This is a genomic window from Sphingobium sp. AP49, from assembly GCF_000281715.2.
Taxonomy (GTDB): domain Bacteria; phylum Pseudomonadota; class Alphaproteobacteria; order Sphingomonadales; family Sphingomonadaceae; genus Sphingobium.
Map to the genome: position 1 here is coordinate 3,872,879 of NZ_CP124576.1, position 17,250 is coordinate 3,890,128.

At 62.9% G+C, this 17,250-nt stretch carries 15 protein-coding genes; 5 read left to right on the top strand and 10 right to left on the bottom strand.

Annotated features, from left to right (window positions below):
* Window positions 1-2: 2 nt before the first annotated feature.
* The 9 genes from PMI04_RS18390 to PMI04_RS18430 are packed head-to-tail and all read right to left on the bottom strand — an operon-like array spanning window position 3 to window position 6,805.
* Window positions 3-320, bottom strand: a complete 318-nt coding sequence (locus PMI04_RS18390; RefSeq protein WP_007710788.1) for a 2Fe-2S iron-sulfur cluster-binding protein — start codon at window positions 318-320, stop codon at window positions 3-5.
* A gap of 14 nt (window positions 321-334) precedes the next feature.
* Window positions 335-982 (bottom strand): 3-oxoacid CoA-transferase subunit B, encoded by a 648-nt coding sequence (locus PMI04_RS18395; protein WP_007710784.1) that lies wholly within the window; start codon window positions 980-982, stop codon window positions 335-337.
* Window positions 982-1,689 carry a CoA transferase subunit A gene (locus tag PMI04_RS18400; protein WP_007710781.1) on the bottom strand — a complete coding sequence of 236 codons (708 nt, stop codon included), beginning with the start codon at window positions 1,687-1,689 and terminating at the stop codon, window positions 982-984. Before PMI04_RS18400 ends, PMI04_RS18395 begins: the two co-directional genes overlap by 1 nt.
* Window positions 1,690-1,702: 13 nt before the next feature.
* Window positions 1,703-2,488, bottom strand: coding sequence for a benzoate diol dehydrogenase BenD (gene benD / locus PMI04_RS18405; protein WP_007710779.1), 786 nt, complete (start codon window positions 2,486-2,488; stop codon window positions 1,703-1,705).
* Between the two features lie 10 nt (window positions 2,489-2,498).
* Window positions 2,499-3,014 carry a benzoate 1,2-dioxygenase small subunit gene (gene benB / locus PMI04_RS18410; protein WP_007710777.1) on the bottom strand — a complete coding sequence of 172 codons (516 nt, stop codon included), beginning with the start codon at window positions 3,012-3,014 and terminating at the stop codon, window positions 2,499-2,501.
* A complete protein-coding gene (locus PMI04_RS18415; protein WP_081491016.1) occupies window positions 3,011-4,360 on the bottom strand; it encodes a Rieske 2Fe-2S domain-containing protein in 1,350 nt (449 codons plus the stop codon). The genes benB and PMI04_RS18415 overlap by 4 nt, the downstream gene beginning before the upstream one ends.
* 26 nt (window positions 4,361-4,386) lie before the next feature.
* Window positions 4,387-5,313: a dioxygenase gene (locus PMI04_RS18420; RefSeq protein WP_007710773.1), complete on the bottom strand. Its 927-nt coding sequence runs from the start codon at window positions 5,311-5,313 to the stop codon at window positions 4,387-4,389.
* Between the two features lie 38 nt (window positions 5,314-5,351).
* Entirely contained in the window at window positions 5,352-5,642 is a 291-nt protein-coding gene (catC, locus tag PMI04_RS18425; protein ID WP_007710771.1) for a muconolactone Delta-isomerase, read from the bottom strand.
* A 5-nt stretch (window positions 5,643-5,647) separates the two neighbouring features.
* Window positions 5,648-6,805, bottom strand: coding sequence for a muconate/chloromuconate family cycloisomerase (locus PMI04_RS18430; RefSeq protein WP_007710770.1), 1,158 nt, complete (start codon window positions 6,803-6,805; stop codon window positions 5,648-5,650).
* 111 nt (window positions 6,806-6,916) lie between these two features.
* Here PMI04_RS18430 and PMI04_RS18435 point away from each other — a divergent pair, with 111 nt between their 5' ends.
* The 5 genes from PMI04_RS18435 (at window position 6,917) to PMI04_RS18455 (ending at window position 13,314) form a co-directional block, all read left to right on the top strand.
* Window positions 6,917-7,840, top strand: coding sequence for a LysR family transcriptional regulator (locus PMI04_RS18435; protein ID WP_007710769.1), 924 nt, complete (start codon window positions 6,917-6,919; stop codon window positions 7,838-7,840).
* 125 nt (window positions 7,841-7,965) lie between these two features.
* The gene (locus tag PMI04_RS18440; RefSeq protein WP_007710768.1) at window positions 7,966-9,294 is read left to right on the top strand and encodes an aromatic acid/H+ symport family MFS transporter; all 1,329 of its coding nucleotides are present in this window, start codon (window positions 7,966-7,968) and stop codon (window positions 9,292-9,294) included.
* 10 nt (window positions 9,295-9,304) lie between these two features.
* Window positions 9,305-10,489, top strand: coding sequence for a benzoate/H(+) symporter BenE family transporter (locus PMI04_RS18445; RefSeq protein ID WP_007710767.1), 1,185 nt, complete (start codon window positions 9,305-9,307; stop codon window positions 10,487-10,489).
* A 29-nt stretch (window positions 10,490-10,518) separates the two neighbouring features.
* On the top strand, window positions 10,519-11,967 hold the full coding sequence (locus PMI04_RS18450) for an alginate export family protein (RefSeq protein ID WP_007710766.1): 1,449 nt from the start codon (window positions 10,519-10,521) through the stop codon (window positions 11,965-11,967).
* Between the two features lie 795 nt (window positions 11,968-12,762).
* Entirely contained in the window at window positions 12,763-13,314 is a 552-nt protein-coding gene (locus PMI04_RS18455; protein WP_007710765.1) for a recombinase family protein, read from the top strand.
* 2,263 nt (window positions 13,315-15,577) lie between these two features.
* Here the strand turns inward: PMI04_RS18455 and PMI04_RS18460 are convergent.
* Window positions 15,578-17,248 (bottom strand): tyrosine-type recombinase/integrase, encoded by a 1,671-nt coding sequence (locus PMI04_RS18460; RefSeq protein ID WP_007710764.1) that lies wholly within the window; start codon window positions 17,246-17,248, stop codon window positions 15,578-15,580.
* Between the last annotated feature and the right edge of the window lie 2 nt (window positions 17,249-17,250).

Below are 17,250 nucleotides of genomic sequence, written 5' to 3' on the forward strand. Positions count from 1 at the left end.
GCTCAATCCTCCGGCGCGATGGCGACGCGCAGCCCGTCGAGTGCGGCCGTCATCATGATCTGGCAGGACAGGCGCGAACGGTCGCCGCGATGGTCGGAGGAATCGAGCAGATCATCCTCGTCGCCGCTGGCCGGGCCGACCGCGCCGGTCCAAGCCTCATCGACGAAGACATGACAGGTGGCGCAGGAACAGCAGCCGCCGCACAGGGCGAGCAGTTCGTCAAAGCCATTGTCGCGAATGGCCTCCATCACAGACACGCCTTCGCGGGCATCGATAGTCGTTTCGTCCCCCGCACGGTTGACGACGGTCAGATTGGGCACGGTAAATTCCAGTCTTATGCGTTTGCGAGGATCGCCAGCGGCGCGCCGGTCTTCTCGATCACTTCGGCTTCGGTCACACCCGGCGCCAACTCCACCAGGGTGAGGCCGCCCTTCGCACGATCGACGGCGATCACGGCGAGGTCGGTGATGATGAGGTCGACGACCGCCTTGCCGGTCAGCGGCAGCGAGCAGGTCGGCAATATCTTGGGGCTGCCATTTTTCGACACATGGTCCATCACCACGACCACGCGCTTGACGCCCGCGACCAGGTCCATGGCGCCGCCCATGCCCTTCACCATCTTGCCGGGGATGGTCCAGTTGGCGAGGTCGCCATTGGCGGCCACCTCCATCGCGCCCAGCACCGCCATGTCGATATGGCCACCCCGGATCATCGCGAAACTGTCGGCCGAGGAGAAGAAGCTGCTGGTCGGCAGTGCAGTGATCGTCTGCTTGCCGGCGTTGATCAGGTCAGGGTCCGCCTCGCCCTCATAGGGAAAGGGGCCGATGCCGAGCATCCCATTCTCGCTCTGCAGCGTCACATTGACGCCGTCGGGCACATGGTTCGCCACCAGGGTCGGGATGCCGATGCCGAGGTTCACATAATAACCGTCGCGCAGTTCCTTCGCGGCGCGCGCCGCCATCTCGTCGCGAGTCCAGCTCATTATGCACTCTCCCTTTCGCGAACCGTCAGCTTCTCGATCCGCTTCTCGTTGATGGTGGAAAGGACGATGCGGTCGACATAGATGCCCGGCGTGTGGATGCTGTCGGGATCGAAGCTGCCCTCGGGCACGATTTCCTCGACCTCCACCACCGTCACCTTGCCGGCGGTCGCCATGTTCGGGTTGAAGTTGCGCGCGGTCTTGCGGAACATCAGGTTCCCGGCCGGGTCGGCCCGCCAGGCCTTGATGATCGACAGATCAGCGCGCAGCCAGGTTTCGCGGACATAGTCCTCGCCCTCGAAATTCTCGACCGGCTTACCCTCGGCCACCACCGTGCCGACGCCGGTCTTGGTGTAGAAGGCCGGGATGCCGGCGCCACCGGCGCGGATGCGCTCGGCCAGCGTACCCTGCGGGTTCAACTCCAGCTCCAGCTCGCCGGAGAGATACTGACTCTCGAACAGCTTGTTCTCGCCGACATAGGACGAGATCATCTTTTTGACCTGTCGGCTTTCCAGCAGCATCCACAGGCCAAAGCCGTCGGCGCCGGCGTTGTTGGAAATGACGGTCAGATCCTTCACGCCGCTCGCCCGGATTTCCGGGATCAGGCTTTCGGGGTTGCCGGAAAGGCCGAAGCCGCCCGACATGATCGTCATCCCGTCGAACAACAGACCTTCCAGTGCGACCCGAGGGCTGTCGAATATTTTCTGCATGTCTTCAGTCCCTTCAGCCGATATCGCCGCCCGCAACGGGCAGGACCGATCCGGTCACATAGCTGGCCTCGTCGGAGGCGAGGAAAAGGATGGGCGCGATCTGCTCGTCCAGCGTGCCGTAGCGCTTCATGAAGGCCGACGATGTCACCTGTTCCACCGCCTCGGCCATCCAGGCCTGCTCCTGCGCATTGTCGCCCTCGGCATTGCGCGGCACGCGGCGCGGCGGCGCGCTGGTGCCGCCGGGCGCGGTTGCGACGACACGGATGCCCGCCTCCGCATATTCCATCGCCAGTGCTTGCGTGAGGCCATTGATCCCGCCCTTCGCTGCCGAATAGGGCACGCGGCGGATGCCGCGCGTGGCGTTGGACGACAGGTTGACGATCGTGCCCGCACCCTGCTCCAGCATCGCGGGCAGAACCGCATGGCAGCAATAGAGGGTCGGCATCAGCGAGCGGCGGATTTCCGCGTCGATCTGGTCCGGCTCGAACTGCGCATAGGGCCGCATGCGGATTGCGCCGCCGACATTGTTGACGAGGATGTCGATGCGCCCGAACGCCGCGACTGCCGCCGCCATCGCCTGCGCCGCGCCCGCGTAGGTTTCAAGGTCACAGGTGACCGAAATCGCCTTACCACCCGCCGCCACGATCGCCTGCTCGACATCGGTCACGAAGTCCGCCCGGTCGACCAGCACGAGGCTGGCGCCCTCGGCCGCGGCACGGGTGGCGACACCGGCACCGATGCCCTGCGCCGCGCCGGTCACGACCATCACCTTGCCGGCGAAGCGTCTCTGGAAGATCATCGCCCGCCCCTCAGATATGATAGACGTCGATGACCTGATGAATATAGTCGTCCTTGAGGACGATTTTCTTCTTCAGGATCTTCGGCGCCGCGCCGCTGATGTCCAGCGTGACGAAGCTGGTTCCGAAAAACTGCTGCGTCTTCTGGTAGCGATGGCTCATCGTGTGCCAGTTGTAGCGCAGGTCGATCGCATCGCTCCGCGTCTCGATCACCTCGATATTCGCCAGGAAGTGCGAGGTGCGTGCCTCCGGCGTGCTGGCCGACGACCGTTCGGTCTTCAAGCGATAGACGCGATCCTCCAGCCCCTTGCGGTTGCCATAATAGATCAGCGAGATTTCGCTGTGCGGATCGGTGGTCAGCGCATCATCGTCGGTCCAGGCCGGCATCCAATATTCGCACTGTTCCGCATAGCATTCCAGCCACTCGTCCAGTTCGCGATCGTCGAGCAGCCGTGCCTCGCGATAGAGAAAGGCGCAGATATCCTGATAGGAGAGCGCAGCGCGCTCCGTGTCGAGCACCAGTGTCATTCTGCGGCCTCCATCATCGGCGCACCAGCTTCGCGGGCCATGCCGTCGAGCATGATCTGCGCCCAGAATTCATGCTGGCGCACGAACAGCCCTTCATCCTCGCTGCGCTCGCTCGACAGCAGCGGGTTCATGCCCATCGCCGTCGCATTGCTGTCCGGCCCGGCGATCCAGCGGGTCGCGCCGCGGCTGAGGTCGTTCCACAATTCGCCCGCGCCCTCATAGGCCGACTGGCAGCTGCGGAACTCCTCCAGATCGTCGGGCGTACCCATGCCGGTGACGTTGAAGAAATCCTCATATTGGCGGATGCGATGCGCCCGGTCTTCCGCGCTCTCGCCCTTGGGGGCGTAGCAATAGATGGTGACCTCGGTCGTATGCACGTCGATCGGGCGGACAACGCGGATCTGGGTCGAAAACTGGTCCATCAGGAAGACATTGGGATAGAGCGCCAGATTGCGGGTCTGCTCCAGGATGAAGCGGGCCTTGTCCTCGCCCAGTCGCTCGACCAGCTGGTCCTTATAGTTCCAGACCGGGCGGACTTCGGGGTTCAGCACCTGAGTCCAGAGCAGGATATGGCCATGCTCGAAGCCATAGACGCCGCTCGCCGGCGCCTTCGACCAGCCATTGGCGTCGACCGCCTTGGTCCCGCCTTCGGCGCGGCGGCCCATGGTCGACTGGTAATTTTCATGGACCGAACTGACATGATAGCCGTCGCAGCCATTTTCCATCTGCATCTTCCAGTTGCCGTGGAAGGTGTAGGTGGAATTGCCGGTCAGCACTTCCAGCCCCTCAGGCGCCTGGTCGACCATCTGGTCGATGATGACCTTGGCCTCGCCCAGATGATCCTCCAGCGGCAGGACGTCATGATTGAGCGACCCGAAGATGAAGCCGCGATAGCTTTCGACCCGCACCCTGGTCAGGTCGTGCGACCCTTCATGGTCGAAACTGTCGGGATAGGCGCCGGTGCTGGCATCCTTGGCGCGCAACAGCTTGCCGTCGGTCTTGAAGCTCCAGCCATGGAAAGGGCAGACGAACAAGGGCTGGTTGCCGCGCTTGCGGCGACACAGCTTGGCGCCGCGATGGGCGCAGGCATTGACCACGCAATTAAGGCCGCCATCCTTGGCCCGCGTCAGGATCACCGGCGTATGGCCGATCCAGGTGGTGAAATAGTCGTTCTTCTTCTCGACCTGGCTCTCATGGGCCAGATAGACCCAGTTGCTCTCGAAGATATATTTCATCTCCAGATCGAACAGTTCCGGGTCGGTGAAGACGTCGCGGCGGCAGCGGAAGATGCCGGTTTCCGGATCGTCCACGACCGCAGTTTCAACACGGTCGCGCAGGAAAGCCATGGGGCTGGTCATGATCCTCTCTCCTCTCAGGCCGGCTCTGTGACCGGTTCGACGGCATCCACCACCAGGCGCTTGCGGGTCGAGAAGGCCTCGTCGCCCTCACCGTCCGCGCGCTGCAGATGGAAATCGAAGGCGATATGCGCACTGTCGCCCTGGCGGTTGGGCACCGGCAGCAGCCCTTCGCGGGTGCCGAAGGCGAAATCATCGGCAGCGAACGGATCGTCGCCGAAGTTGATTTGCGTGGTCAGGCGGCGATAGCCCGGCGCCTCGATGAAGAAATGCACATGGGCGGGCCGATTGCCATGCCGGCCGAGCGCCTTCATCAGCGTGTCGGATGCGCCGCCCGGCGGCACCGAATAGCCGTTGGGCATTTTCGACGAGAAGGCATAGGTGCCGTCCGCCGCGATCTTGAGGCGACGGCGATTATTGAATGGCGTCTGTTCGTGGGTCGGGTCGAAATGCGAATAGAAGCCGTGCGAATCCGCATGCCAGACATGGACCAGGCCATCGGTCACCGCCTCGCCATCCGGGCCGATGATGCGGCCGGTCATGTAGAGCGTATCGGTATCGTCGGCATCGTCGGTCAGATAGGCGCCGCTCTCGACGATCGGCGCGCCTTCGACATAGAGCGGCCCTTCGATCGTGCGCGGCGTGCCGCCCGACTTGCCGGCCTCGGCATCCTTGGCATCCATGTAGAGATCGATGAAATGTTCCAGGCCGACGCCCGGCATCAGCAGGCCCAGCTCCCCAGCCCCGGCCGCGCCCTGCAGGAAGTTGACCGCGTTCCACACCTCATCCTCGCTGATGTCGTAGCGGGCGATGATGGTCATGCAGGATTGGATCAGGTCGCGAACGATGCCCTTCATGCGGGCGTCGCCACCGTCGCAGTCCAGCCCCGCGACACGATCGAGCAGGTTCTGGATTTCCGGTGTTTCTACGAAGCTGGTACCCATATTTTTCTCTCCTAAGCTTTGCGGTCTGCGTCGGACGATCAGCGATCATCCGCATGGATCGAGGACGGATGGCGGCAGAGCGGCGTGATTGTCATCGTCATGAAGGGATAGAGCGGCAGCGCCATCAGCGTGTCGTGCAAGGCTGCATTGCTCTCGACATCGAAGATCGAGACGTTGGAATAGAGGCCGACCTTGCGCCAGATATGGCGCCAGGTGCCGGCGGTCTGCAGCGTCTGGAAATAGGCCTTTTCTGCGGCCTTGATCCGGGCGGCTTCCGCCGCGTCGAAATCCAGCGGGATGTTGACGTCCATTTCGACCATGAACAGCATGGGTTTCAGGCTCCTGCGGTAACGGCGTGAAGAACGGGCGACGTGCGATCGCGTCGGAAGAAGGCGAGCTTGTCCTCGTCAAAGGCGATGCCCAGGCCCGGCCCGGTCGGCACGGCGAGCGAGAAGTCGGCATAGCCGAGCGGCTCGCGCAAAATATCCTCGGTCTGGAGCAGCGGACCGAATAATTCGGTGCCCCAGGCGAGGTCCGGCAGGGTGGCGAAGACATGGGCCGATGCGACAGTGCCGACCCCGCCCTCCAGCATCGTGCCGCCATAAAGGCCGATGCCCGCCGCCGTGCCGATCGCCGCCACGTCGGCCGTGGCGAACAGGCCGCCCGACTGGGCGATCTTGAGCGCGAAGACACTGGCGGCATGGGCGGTGGCGATGCGCAGCGCGCTGCGCGGGCCATTCAATGCCTCGTCCGCCATCAGCGGCACCGATTGCCCCTTGGACAGGCGCGCCATCGCCGCGATCGCGTCGCCGGCGATCGGCTGCTCGACCAGCTCGCAGCCGACATCATGCAGCATGGCCATGCCGATCTTGGCCTGTGCCTCCGACCAGTTCTGGTTGACGTCGACGCGCACGCTGGCGCGGTCGCCCAGCGCCTTGCAGATGGCGCCGACATGGGCGACATCGTCGCGCACCTCGCGCTTGCCGATCTTCAGCTTGAAGATGCGGTGGCGGCGCAGGCCCAGCATTTCCTCGCCCTCGGCAATGTCGCGCGCTGTATCGCCGCTGGCCAGCGTCCAGGCGACCGGCAGGCTGTCCCGCACCCGGCCACCGCCGATCAGTTCGGATACCGGGATGCCCAGCCGCTTGCCGGCCATGTCGAGCAGCGCCGTTTCGACCGCGCATTTCGCGAAATGATTACCGCGCACGCAGCGCGCAACCTTGGCCATGGTGGCGCCGACCTGCGCCAGGTCGCAGGTTTCCAGGACGGGGATGATATAGGTGTCGATCGCCGACTTGATGCTTTCGGGGCTTTCCTCGCCATAGCTCAGGCCGCCGATCGTGGTGCCCTCGCCAATCCCCTCGATACCGTCGGCATCGGTCAGGCGGACGATCACCATCGATTGGGCGTGCATGGTCGCCATCGCCAGCACATGCGGGCGGATCGTCGGCACATCGACGATGAAGGTATCGGCGTGGCGCAATCCAGCCATTGCGGCGACTCTCCCAAATGCTTACGTTTCACCGAATAGCTATGCCTCCGCTGCGCCGGTTTCAAAGATCAATGCGGTCAAGGGGTGATACTTTGGAGGTATAAGCCAGTGATGGACCTGCGCCTCTTGCGCTATTTCGTCGCCGTCGCGGACGAAGGCAATTTCAACCGCGCCGCCGACCGGCTGCATATTGCCCAGCCGCCTCTGTCCCGCGCGATCCAGCAGCTGGAGGCGCATGTCGGCGCGCCCTTGCTCGACCGCGCCAGCCGCCCGTTGCGGCTGACCGATGTCGGCCGACTGCTCCACGCCCAGGCGCTGCAACTGCTGGCGCGGATGGAGGATGTCGAGGCGATGGTGAAGACCGCCGCCACCAGCCGCCGGCGCCGGCTGGTGATCGGCTTCGTCGCCTCGACCATCTATGCCCGCCTGCCCGAGCTGATCCGGGAATTTCGCAAGGTCGCCGACAATGTCGAACTGGTGATGGTGGAAAGCACCACGCTGGAACAGATTGCAGCGCTCAAGGACGGACGCATCGATGTCGGCTTCGGCCGCATCCGGTTCGAAGACCCGGCGGTGCGCCGCATCATCCTGCGCAACGAGAAGATGGTCGCCGCCTTCCCGATGGATCACCCGCTGGCCCATGGCGAAGGGCCGATCTCGATCCGTGATCTCGCCGACGAACCGCAGATCATCTATCCGCGTGCGCCGCGCCCCAGCTATGCCGACCAGGTCATATCCCTGTTTCGCGACCATGCGATCGAACCGCGCATCGTGCATGAGGCCCGCGAACTGCAAATCGCGATCGGCCTGGTCGCGGCGGAGGAAGGCATGGCGATCGTGCCGGAATCGGTGCATCGCGCCCGCAGCCACGATGTCGCCTTCCGCGACCTGATCGAGCCGGCCACATCCCCCATCATCATGAGCCACCGCCCGGGCGACCGCTCCCCCGAACTGGCGCTGATGGCCGCCGTCATCGCCCGCCAATATGCGCAATGGGGCTATGAGGTGCCGACCGCGCTGACCGAGGAGCTTTGACGCCGCCGAACTGCCCGCCATACCCTCAGCGTATTTCGATCGGACTTAATTGGTATTTGGCGTCCCCCTGCATGTCCTTCACTTTCCCGGGAAATCATACCCATCAATAAGGGAGAGGAATCGATATGCAGGGTATCGATATAAATCGTCACATTGACGAAGCCAGGTTCGGAAACCTACATCTCAAGATCATCATTGCTTGCGCCATCCTGCTTATAGTCGATGGCTATGACGTCTTCATTTATGGCGTCGTCCTTCCACAGTTGATGGACCAATGGGGACTTACCGCCCCGCAGGCGGGGTCGCTCGCCAGCTGGGCCTTGTTCGGCATGATGTCGGGCGCGCTCTTCTTCGGCCCGCTGGGCGACCGGATCGGCCGCAAGACCTGCATCACCATCTGTTTCGCGCTGTTCAGTGCCGCCACCTTCATCAACGGCTTCGCCACGACGCCGACCATGTTCGGCGCGCTGCGCTTCCTCGCGGGGCTGGGCTGTGGCGGGCTGATGCCCAATGCGGTCGCGCTGACCAATGAATATGCGCCCAAGCGGATGCGCAGCACGCTCGTCGCGCTGATGTTCAGCGGCTATGCCATCGGCGGCATGGCGGCGGCGGGCCTGGGCATCTGGCTGCTGCCGCTGTTCGGCTGGCAGGCGATGTTCTTTGCCGCTGCCGTACCGCTGCTCCTGCTGCCCCTCGTCCTGCGCGGCCTGCCGGAATCGGCCGGCTTCCTCGTCCGGCAGGGGCGGCAGGAACAGGCGCTCGCTATCCTCCAGCGACTGTCCCCCGCCACCCGGCTCGACGGCCCGCTGCTCCAGCCGCAGGGCGTCGCCACCAGGACCAGCATCGCCGAACTGTTCCGTCACAACCGCACGCTCGGTACCTTGTCGATGTGGCTCTGCTTCTTCTGCTGCCTGCTGATGGTCTATGCGCTCGGGTCCTGGTTGCCGCAACTGATGCGCAGCGCCGGCTACAGCCTGGGTTCCAGCCTGTCCTTCCTGTTGGCGCTCAATTTCGGCGGCATGCTCGGCGCCATCGGCGGCGGACGGCTGGCCGACCGGTTCGGCCTGCCCCGCGTCGTCATCGCCTATTTCCTGCTCGGCGCGATCTGCATCTGCCTGCTGGGTCTCAATGGACCGATGCCGATCCTCTATCTGCTGATCTTCGTCGCCGGCGCCGGCACCACCGGCACGCAGATATTGCTCTATGCCAGCGTCGCCGATTTCTACGACCTGTCGGTCCGCTCGACCGGCCTGGGCTGGGCATCGGGCATGGGCCGGGTCGGCGCGATCGTCGGGCCGATGCTGGGCGGCGTGCTGCTCGCGGCGCAACTGCCGATGACGCTCAACTTCGTCGCCTTCGCCATTCCGGGGCTCGTCTCGGTGCTGGCCACCCTGGTCTTCATGCTGAGCCGTCGCCAGCAGGTTGCCCGAGAAAACTACGCCCTGGCGGCGTGATCGGACCATCATGACTGCAAGCCAGACCGGCTGGATCCCGGCGATCATCGCCGGGATCATCGCCACCACCATATCCTATGCCGGCCCGCTGGTAATCATCTTCCAGGCGGCGCAGGGCCTCGAATCCGCCCTCGTCGCCTCCTGGATCTGGGCGATCTCGATCGGCAGCGGCCTGTTGGGCATATTGCTCAGTTGGCGCTGGCGCGTGCCGATCGTCATCGCCTGGTCGGCACCGGGGTCGGCGCTGCTGGTGACGATGCTGCCGCAAACCGACTTCGCGACCGCGATCGGCGCCTATATCGTCGCCAATCTCGCGGTGCTGCTGGTCGGCCTGTCCGGTGCCTTCGACAAATTGATGCAGCGGCTGCCCGCCGCGATCACCGCCGCGATGCTGGCCGGCATCCTTTTTCGTTTCGTTATCGACATGATTGACGCCGTGCCATCCGCGCCAATGATGCTGATCGCGATGATCGCCGCCTTCTTCGCCGGCCGCGTGCTGGCGCCGCGCTATGCCGTGGTCGCGGTGCTGGTGACGGGTGTCGCCATCACCGCGCTCAGCGGCGGCCTGTCGGGATCGATCGGCACACCGCACCTCACCATGCCGGTTTGGACCACCCCGCGCTTCGACTGGGCGGCGACCGCCAGCATCGCCGTGCCGCTGGCGGTGGTCGCGCTGACCGGCCAGTTCCTGCCCGGCATCGCCGTGCTGCGCGCCGCGGGTTACGACCAGCCCGCTGCCCGGCCGATCGTCTCAGCCAGCGCCATCGCCTCGATCGCGCTCGCGCCGTTCGGCTGCCATGGCCTCAATCTCGCCGCCTTCACCGCCGCCATCTGCCTTGGTCCCGATGCCCATCCCGATCCCGCCCGCCGCTACATGGCCGGCATCGCGGGCGGCGTCACCTATCTCGTCTTCGGCGCCTTTGCCGCGACCGTGCTCGCGCTGTTCGCCACCCTGCCCAAGACGCTGATCGCCGCGCTGGCGGGCCTCGCCCTGTTCCCGGTCGTCGCCAATTCGCTCAGCACCGCGCTGCGCGCCGAGCAGGGCCGCGACGCCGCCCTTGTCACTTTCGCTGTCAGCGCATCGGGCATGACGCTGATCGGGCTCGGCTCCGCCTTCTGGGGCCTGATCTTCGGCCTCGCCGTCCACCTGCTCCAGAGCCTCGTCGCCAAACGGCCCGAACGGGCCACCGCGTAACCAGAAAAAACCATATCCGGAGAGTATGCATGTTCGATCTTCTGGCGCCCGTCCTCGCCGCCTCTGCGGCTCAAGCCACCCCGACCCCGCCGCCCGCTCCTGTCGAAGTCGCGCAGAAGGAGGAGGCTCCGGCCGAGGCGCAACTGCCCCTCTCCCAGGCCAGCGAACGGCCCAAGGCGCCCAAGCCCGCCTTCCGCCCGATCAACCATGATGAGGATTATTCCGGCTTCCGCGACGTGCGCGACGCCAATCTGTGGACCCGCCTCAAATATCTGCCGATCGTCGGCAAGACCTATGCCACCTTGGGCGGCGAGTTGCGCCTGCGCCCCGAACTGCGGCTGGGCGAGCGCTGGGGGCGCGGCCCCCAGGATGATGACGGCAATTTCCAGCAGCGCAGCCGCATCTGGGGCGATCTCCAAGTCGAAGGGCTGTTCCGCGCCTTCGTCGATCTTGAACATGCGACCAGCACCGGCCTCGATTCCGTCGTCGCGCCGATCGAGGAGGGCCGGCTCGATTTCAACCAGGCCTTTGTCGAGGCGCATGTGCCGGTCGGCAAGGGTCGGATCGTCGCGCGCCTGGGCCGGCAGGAAATCGGCATCGGCAACCAGACCGTGTTCGACATGCGCGAAGGCGCCAATACCCGCCGTTCGCTCGACCTGCTGCGCGTCATGGCCAGCCAGGGACCATGGGATGGCGGCTTCCTCACCGGCCATGCCGTGCTGGAGAAGCTGGGCACCTTCGATGACGAAACCAACCATGATTATGATGTGACCGGCTTTCATGCCGGCCGTAGCTTCGGCGCCGGCGCCCGCACTGGCCGCGCCGAAGCGCTATTCGTCTCCTCAGACCGCGCCAGCCTCGCCTTCGACAGCGAAGCCGCCGCGCGCGACCAGCGCCGCACTTTGTCGCTGCGCTATGCCGGCAAGCGCGACGCTTGGAGCATCGATGTCGAGGGCATCCGCCAATGGGGCGATTTCGGCGATCTCGACATCGACGCTTATTATGTCACCGGCACCGCCGCCTATAGCTGGCAGGGGGGATGGAAGCCCAAGCTGGCGTTGCGCGTCGATGTCGGCTCGGGCGACAAGAACCCCGATGACGGCAAGATCGGTACCTATGGCCCGCTCTTCCCCAAGCCGCTCACCTATAATGGCGACCTCGGTCCGCAAAATCTGACGATCATCCAGCCGATGCTCTCGCTCCAGCCGAGCGCCAAGCTGAAGCTCGATTTCTCGGTCGCGGGCCTGTGGCGCACCTCGATCCATGACGGCGTCTATTCGCTGGGCGGTCAGGTGCTGCGGCGCGGCAATGAAAGCGACAGCCGATTTTTTGGCAAGCGCGTGACGGCGGCCGGGCAATATGCGCTCAACCCGTTCATGACGCTGGGCTATTATGCGATCTACGGAGACGTTTCGGAAAAGTTCAAGCCCGGCCGCGACCTCACCTATCTCGCCGCCTATCTGACATTCCGGTTCTAATGCCGGTCCCAAGGACCGCGGCGAAGCACGCCGGACAGCCCCCACCAGGGATGCGGCCTGCACCGCGAATCCAACGGACAACCAATCCGTTGCTCTTCTAACGATTGCCGATGGGATGGTGCCGCTTACGTGATGCGGTCAGGAAGAACTCTTGGATAGCCAAAAGCCCCGGAATTTCTGGCTTTCAGAGCCTTACCGTTCGAGGGACTTGTACCTGCTCCTTGTACCCTCTGCAAGTAGCTTAGATGGATCACACCGCACCGTCTTGGGGGTCCCGCAGGGCGAAAGGGAACCCATTGAAAAAAGGGGGACCCTAAAAATCGGATGGTCGGGAAATCTCAGGGCGAGCGTGCATGCACCTGGGGTCCGATGTTGATGTTGGCGAGCGAGCGAAGCCGTCAGTTTCGAGTTGGATTAGAGAATGGCCGATCAGGGGGAACCCGCAGCGTCGGAAGGGGACCCGTGGAAACCCAAAGGCCGAATGGGACCCAATGCCCTGCCCGCGCCGGACCTGCTGAGCCGGGTCGGGCGCTGCCGCAATCCTGAGCGGCCCCCCATGCGCGAGAACAGGGCTGGCGGCATTACCCCATGATCGCCCGCCTGAAGCAACGGGACATTAGCCGGCGACATTGATGCCAGCCGCTGATTGGCCTGACTGTGTACTAAGGTACACTCACAGAGGGCGTACACCGCCACCTGATACAGGTGTCCATTTAGGGTCATTTGACTATTTAGTTGACGATCAACGCGAAGGCTCTTAGACCTTTTTACACAATCTCAGCTAGGACACATTCCATGAGCCTGATCGGTTATGCCCGCGTCTCGACTTCCAGCCAGTCCACGAACATACAGGTCGCCAAGCTGAAAGAGGCGGGATGCAGCATCATCCGCATGGAGAAGGTTTCGGGCCGCAGCCGTGAGGGCCGCACGGAGCTTGAGACGATCTTGGAGTTTATCCAGGCCGGGGATACCCTCGTCGTTGCCAAGCTGGACCGACTGGGCCGTTCGACACGCGACGTTCTCAACCTCGTCCATGAACTGGAGGAGCGTGGCGCAGCCCTGAGGGTTCTAGAGCCTGAGATTGATACCAGCGGACCAATGGGCAAAGTCGTCCTTACCGTCCTAGGCATGGTGTCCGAAATGGAGCTTGGCTTCATCCGCGAGCGCCAAAAGGACGGAATCGCAAAGGCGAAGGCCGAAGGGCGCTATAAGGGTCGCCCGGTCACGCTGGACGCCGTGGAGCTTCGCAGGCTCAAAACGGAGGGTCTGGGCGCTACGGAGATAGCGCGGCGGCTCAACTGCTCGCGCAGCGCGGTCTATAAGGTCCTTGGCGCTCAAGCTGGCTAGCGGCCTAAGCTGCCGGGCACCTGAGTAAGATCATGGCAATCAGGAACGGAGCCCGTGGAAGCTGCTAGAGCGGACGCGAGGCGCCCCACACACTGGGCGAAGATGGCATGTCGGACTTTAAAAGCAGGCTGGCGCTGGGCGTTGAGGGCGACACTAGCCGCGAACTTGTCGTCGCCCTCCTAGACCTTCGCGAGAAGCTCTAGCGCCTAGGGGTCGCCCGGTCCCGCAAAGGGTCGGATGACCTCCCTCTCCTTCCATACCGCCCCGAGCGCCAAAGGAGAAGCCTGAAGGCCTACGAGGGGCGCGACGGCGCATGGCCAAATCCGGACGGAACAAGACGGACCATTGCGGGCATTCATCAGATGCAGCATGCTTGCGTTCATGAGCGGAAAATCGAACGACAGCACACCCTATATCACCATTGGCCTCGCAACGATTGTAGGTTTGATGACCATGGATTTTTCGAGAAGCTCCGGATTTTCCACAGTGTTTGCATTGATTTTGGGAGTGCTGGCCGGTTTCACGCTTGTCGCCGTTGGTGGATGGTTGCGACGTAAAGTGAGCAGGTAACAGGCCGCTCGCTAGCCACCGTTGAGCATCTTCTCACGTTGATAAGGCGCTGACTGGAGTCGATAGCTGTAGGTCCGTCTCCAAGCGCGAAAGCTGCCCAACAGTAAGCGACCATTTTTTGTCGTTCCGTCAGATCATTGATGTGCCTGAAACCGGATACCCATTCAGATGGCGGGTAGAAGACTGAATGGCCAAATCTCGTGGAAGCGGACATTAATCTACGCACAGAAACCCTGTGGCAATCTTCCCACGGCGGACTTCGGCGAAGCATCCATTAGTGATGTTGGAGGCCTCGCACTTGCCTGTCGTGGCAGTGCCAACGCGAGGAGGTTGATCACCCTCCCACTCTTCGACAAGGCATCGACCTTGGCACTCGGAGCTGTTCCGGCATGATCTTCCGGCGTCTTTGGTCGGGATTACGCAAGCGGAAATTCCTATCATGCCGACCTTCTGAACCGTTCCACCGAAAGGTTCGCATTGCTCGACAGCAGGCACGACCAAAGTCGATTGAGCAGGCTCTTTAGGCTGACAACCGATTAGGAGCGGAAGCGTAACCATCGTTGCGAAGGCGATGCGGCTCGACATCGGGCAATCATGCGCCGTTTTCGAGCGTCCGCAAGTGGGGGACTGTTGCCGGACAATTTTTCTTCGTGCAGCGGCAGCTATAGCCGATCATCTACCCAGAAGCCGACCGTCGTAAATCCACCCCTGATAGACGCTCATCGCGCCGATCGGCGCCAGGCACACCCGACATCGGTTGGTCCGCTCCTGGGCGGGAAAGCTGCCCGGCAGGAAGCGACCAATCGCGGGCGTTTACGATCAATTATAATGTTGCCAATAGCGGTCACATGATCGCCATTTCAGCAGACTATCGGTGCACAAATGCCATTTTATCGAATAATTCTCACTGGTTCTGATCGAAAAACGCCAAAATGCGGATTTATGACCATGCGGGCCGTATTCGCACCAACAAAGCTCCATGCAGAAATTAAAGCTCTACGTGCTTTTCGGAAGGAAATCCGGCGGCCTGATTTTATGGCTTCGTGGAAATCAACTCGACCCGAAATCTCTATAGCTCGATGCTGGCGGATCGCGATTTCGCAATATCATCCGCAATTGAACCGTGAAGTGCTGTTCCACGGCCAACGCCTACTCCGTCACAATGTCCGCAAGAGTGCGCCTTACCGCAAATAGCCGACGGTCGCCTATCCACCCCCCTTAGTCGTTCAACATGCGCAGATTGGCTCCCCCGCGACTAGGAAGCCCGCTCAGGCCCCTTAAGCCCCTCGGGTCACCAACGGCCTATCACGGCTCCTTATCGCTCCTAGAGGCCTGCTAGGCGCTCGATGGCCCTCAGAGTCCCAAGCGCCACTTAGCGCAGCATCCGGGACCTCAGATTTCCGACGAGGCCCCTTTGCGAACACCGGAAACCGTCTCGGGGATGGAACCATGCAGGCCAAAGTCGCATCAGCGCAGACGACGCCTCGTAGGGTAGCACTATGGAAAAAGCGCAGAGGGAAGACCGAAAGGCTCCCTCCCCGGCGTCCAATGAACGCTATTGCGCCGACATTCGCGATTCCACTCGCCGCTTCCATGCCCGCCCTCTCGAGGCCAGATATACCCACTCAGCGCCGTGAGCGTCGCGCTGCCCCACCGGAAGATGACAAACGTTCACAGGGGGCTCCGCAGCACCCTACGAGACCTCAAAACGTGGCAGGCGTTCTATTGCGGCCGCCTTGGCTTGGACGGAAACTTTGCCGTATTTGCGGCCCGTGGTGGTAGCGGCATGCCCCTGGATCGCGTCCGCCACCTTCTCTTCTATTCCAACGTCCGCTGAAATGGTTTTGAACAAATGCCGCCAAGCATGATTTGGCTTGATCGCAGGGTCCGCTATCCCAACATCCTTACGCACCCATTCAGCGAGCCGCTCGCCAACCTTTTTGATGTGACGGCTCCCTTTAACCTTATCGCCGGTGGATCGTAGGTTTTGTGGTTCATAGAAAATCGGACCACTGCCCAGCACCTTGAGAACGCCAAGGAAACCTTGCTCAAGAATGTGTGGATGCAACGGGACTAGGCGGGTGTCACGGGTCTTCACGGTCCCCGCATCGGGCGTAATCTGCATGACCCATACGCCATCGCTCTCGAAAATGTCTTCCTTGCGAAGCTGACTCAACTCATTCACCCGCGCCCCGCTGTAAGCACAAAGCCAGGGTATCCAACGCCTCGCTCTGACATAGGGTGCCGATAGGCGGCCGGTCGGGGCTTCAAGGCTCGCCTGTAGGATCGCCTTGGCCTCGTCCATGGTGAAATCTTTGTCTCTAGTTTTAGCCTCCTTCGGGATGCGGACCCTTACGTCCGCTGCCACATTCTCTTCTAGGCGCTTCTCTTCCTTGGCCCAGGTAAGGGTGCATCGGAGGGCTGTGATGTACTTATCCCGGACCGTGACAGGCTTGCGCAACGCACCATTCCGCATGGGCGTGACCTGAAGATGATCGCGCCACGCGACCACGTCGTCCCGTGTTAACCTCCGAGCGTCATCATGGCCCACAAAACCTATCAGGCTTTGGATGTATTTACGCCATTCCCTACGGACCCCTTCCGAAATGCCCTGGGCGGTCGCGTAGGCCTCAAAGGTCGGCATGAGGAGGACCTCGCCGCCCCTCTTCCTGACTGCCTTCGCAGGGGCCGCAGTCGCCGGAGGCTCGGGAGCAGCAGGCGTCGGCACGTCTTCTCCCTCCAGGCGCTTCAGCCGGTCCTGGGCCGCCAATATAGCGGCATCGTTGAGTGCGCGGCAAAGCTCCGGCAGAAGGGGGTCGGAGGGATTGACAAGAAAGCCCCGAGCCTCGGCCAGGAGCAAGGATTCGTCAGCCCACTCGTCCAGAACGCCCTGAAGGTCCCCAGTGGCTTTCAGGGCCTTGCGGGAAGCCAGCGCGGCCTCTTGCGTTTCCCGCGCCTTCGTCGCCCAGCGAGAGCGCTCCGAGCCAGCCCATGAGTTCACCCCTCCGGCCTCATCGACGCGGACCGCAATGGCCTTGAACTGTTGCCGCTCATCGGCATCCCACCGGGCCTGTTCGTCCTCCTCCAGAGCCTCTGCGTGGAAAGCGGCCGCGAGGTGCAAGATGGTGGGGCCATCAAGGGCGACAAAAGACCCCGCGTGCTTCTTCTCGGCGAGCGCCACGTCCTCCTCCCACTGCCGCGCCGCCTTCGCGTACCGCTCATGGAAATCTGCCGAATCAGGACGGCCCAGCGAGACCCTCAACTGGGTTCCGGAAAGGTAGGGGAGGAGGTGCGGAGGGTATAGGCGACGGAAGGATTTCCTTCCTCCCGGATGGTTCTGGATATGCTTCACAAGCCAACCCATAG

Coding starts and splice junctions, on each gene's coding strand:
- PMI04_RS18395 (WP_007710784.1), bottom strand. CDS start 982: ATGAGCTGGACTCGCGACGAGATGGCGGCGCGCGCCGCGAAGGAACTG.
- PMI04_RS18400 (WP_007710781.1), bottom strand. CDS start 1,689: ATGCAGAAAATATTCGACAGCCCTCGGGTCGCACTGGAAGGTCTGTTG.
- benD (WP_007710779.1), bottom strand. CDS start 2,488: ATGATCTTCCAGAGACGCTTCGCCGGCAAGGTGATGGTCGTGACCGGC.
- benB (WP_007710777.1), bottom strand. CDS start 3,014: ATGACACTGGTGCTCGACACGGAGCGCGCTGCGCTCTCCTATCAGGAT.
- PMI04_RS18415 (WP_081491016.1), bottom strand. CDS start 4,360: ATGGCTTTCCTGCGCGACCGTGTTGAAACTGCGGTCGTGGACGATCCG.
- PMI04_RS18420 (WP_007710773.1), bottom strand. CDS start 5,313: ATGGGTACCAGCTTCGTAGAAACACCGGAAATCCAGAACCTGCTCGAT.
- catC (WP_007710771.1), bottom strand. CDS start 5,642: ATGCTGTTCATGGTCGAAATGGACGTCAACATCCCGCTGGATTTCGAC.
- PMI04_RS18430 (WP_007710770.1), bottom strand. CDS start 6,805: ATGGCTGGATTGCGCCACGCCGATACCTTCATCGTCGATGTGCCGACG.
- PMI04_RS18435 (WP_007710769.1), top strand. CDS start 6,917: ATGGACCTGCGCCTCTTGCGCTATTTCGTCGCCGTCGCGGACGAAGGC.
- PMI04_RS18440 (WP_007710768.1), top strand. CDS start 7,966: ATGCAGGGTATCGATATAAATCGTCACATTGACGAAGCCAGGTTCGGA.
- PMI04_RS18445 (WP_007710767.1), top strand. CDS start 9,305: ATGACTGCAAGCCAGACCGGCTGGATCCCGGCGATCATCGCCGGGATC.
- PMI04_RS18450 (WP_007710766.1), top strand. CDS start 10,519: ATGTTCGATCTTCTGGCGCCCGTCCTCGCCGCCTCTGCGGCTCAAGCC.
- PMI04_RS18455 (WP_007710765.1), top strand. CDS start 12,763: ATGAGCCTGATCGGTTATGCCCGCGTCTCGACTTCCAGCCAGTCCACG.
- PMI04_RS18460 (WP_007710764.1), bottom strand. CDS start 17,248: ATGGGTTGGCTTGTGAAGCATATCCAGAACCATCCGGGAGGAAGGAAA.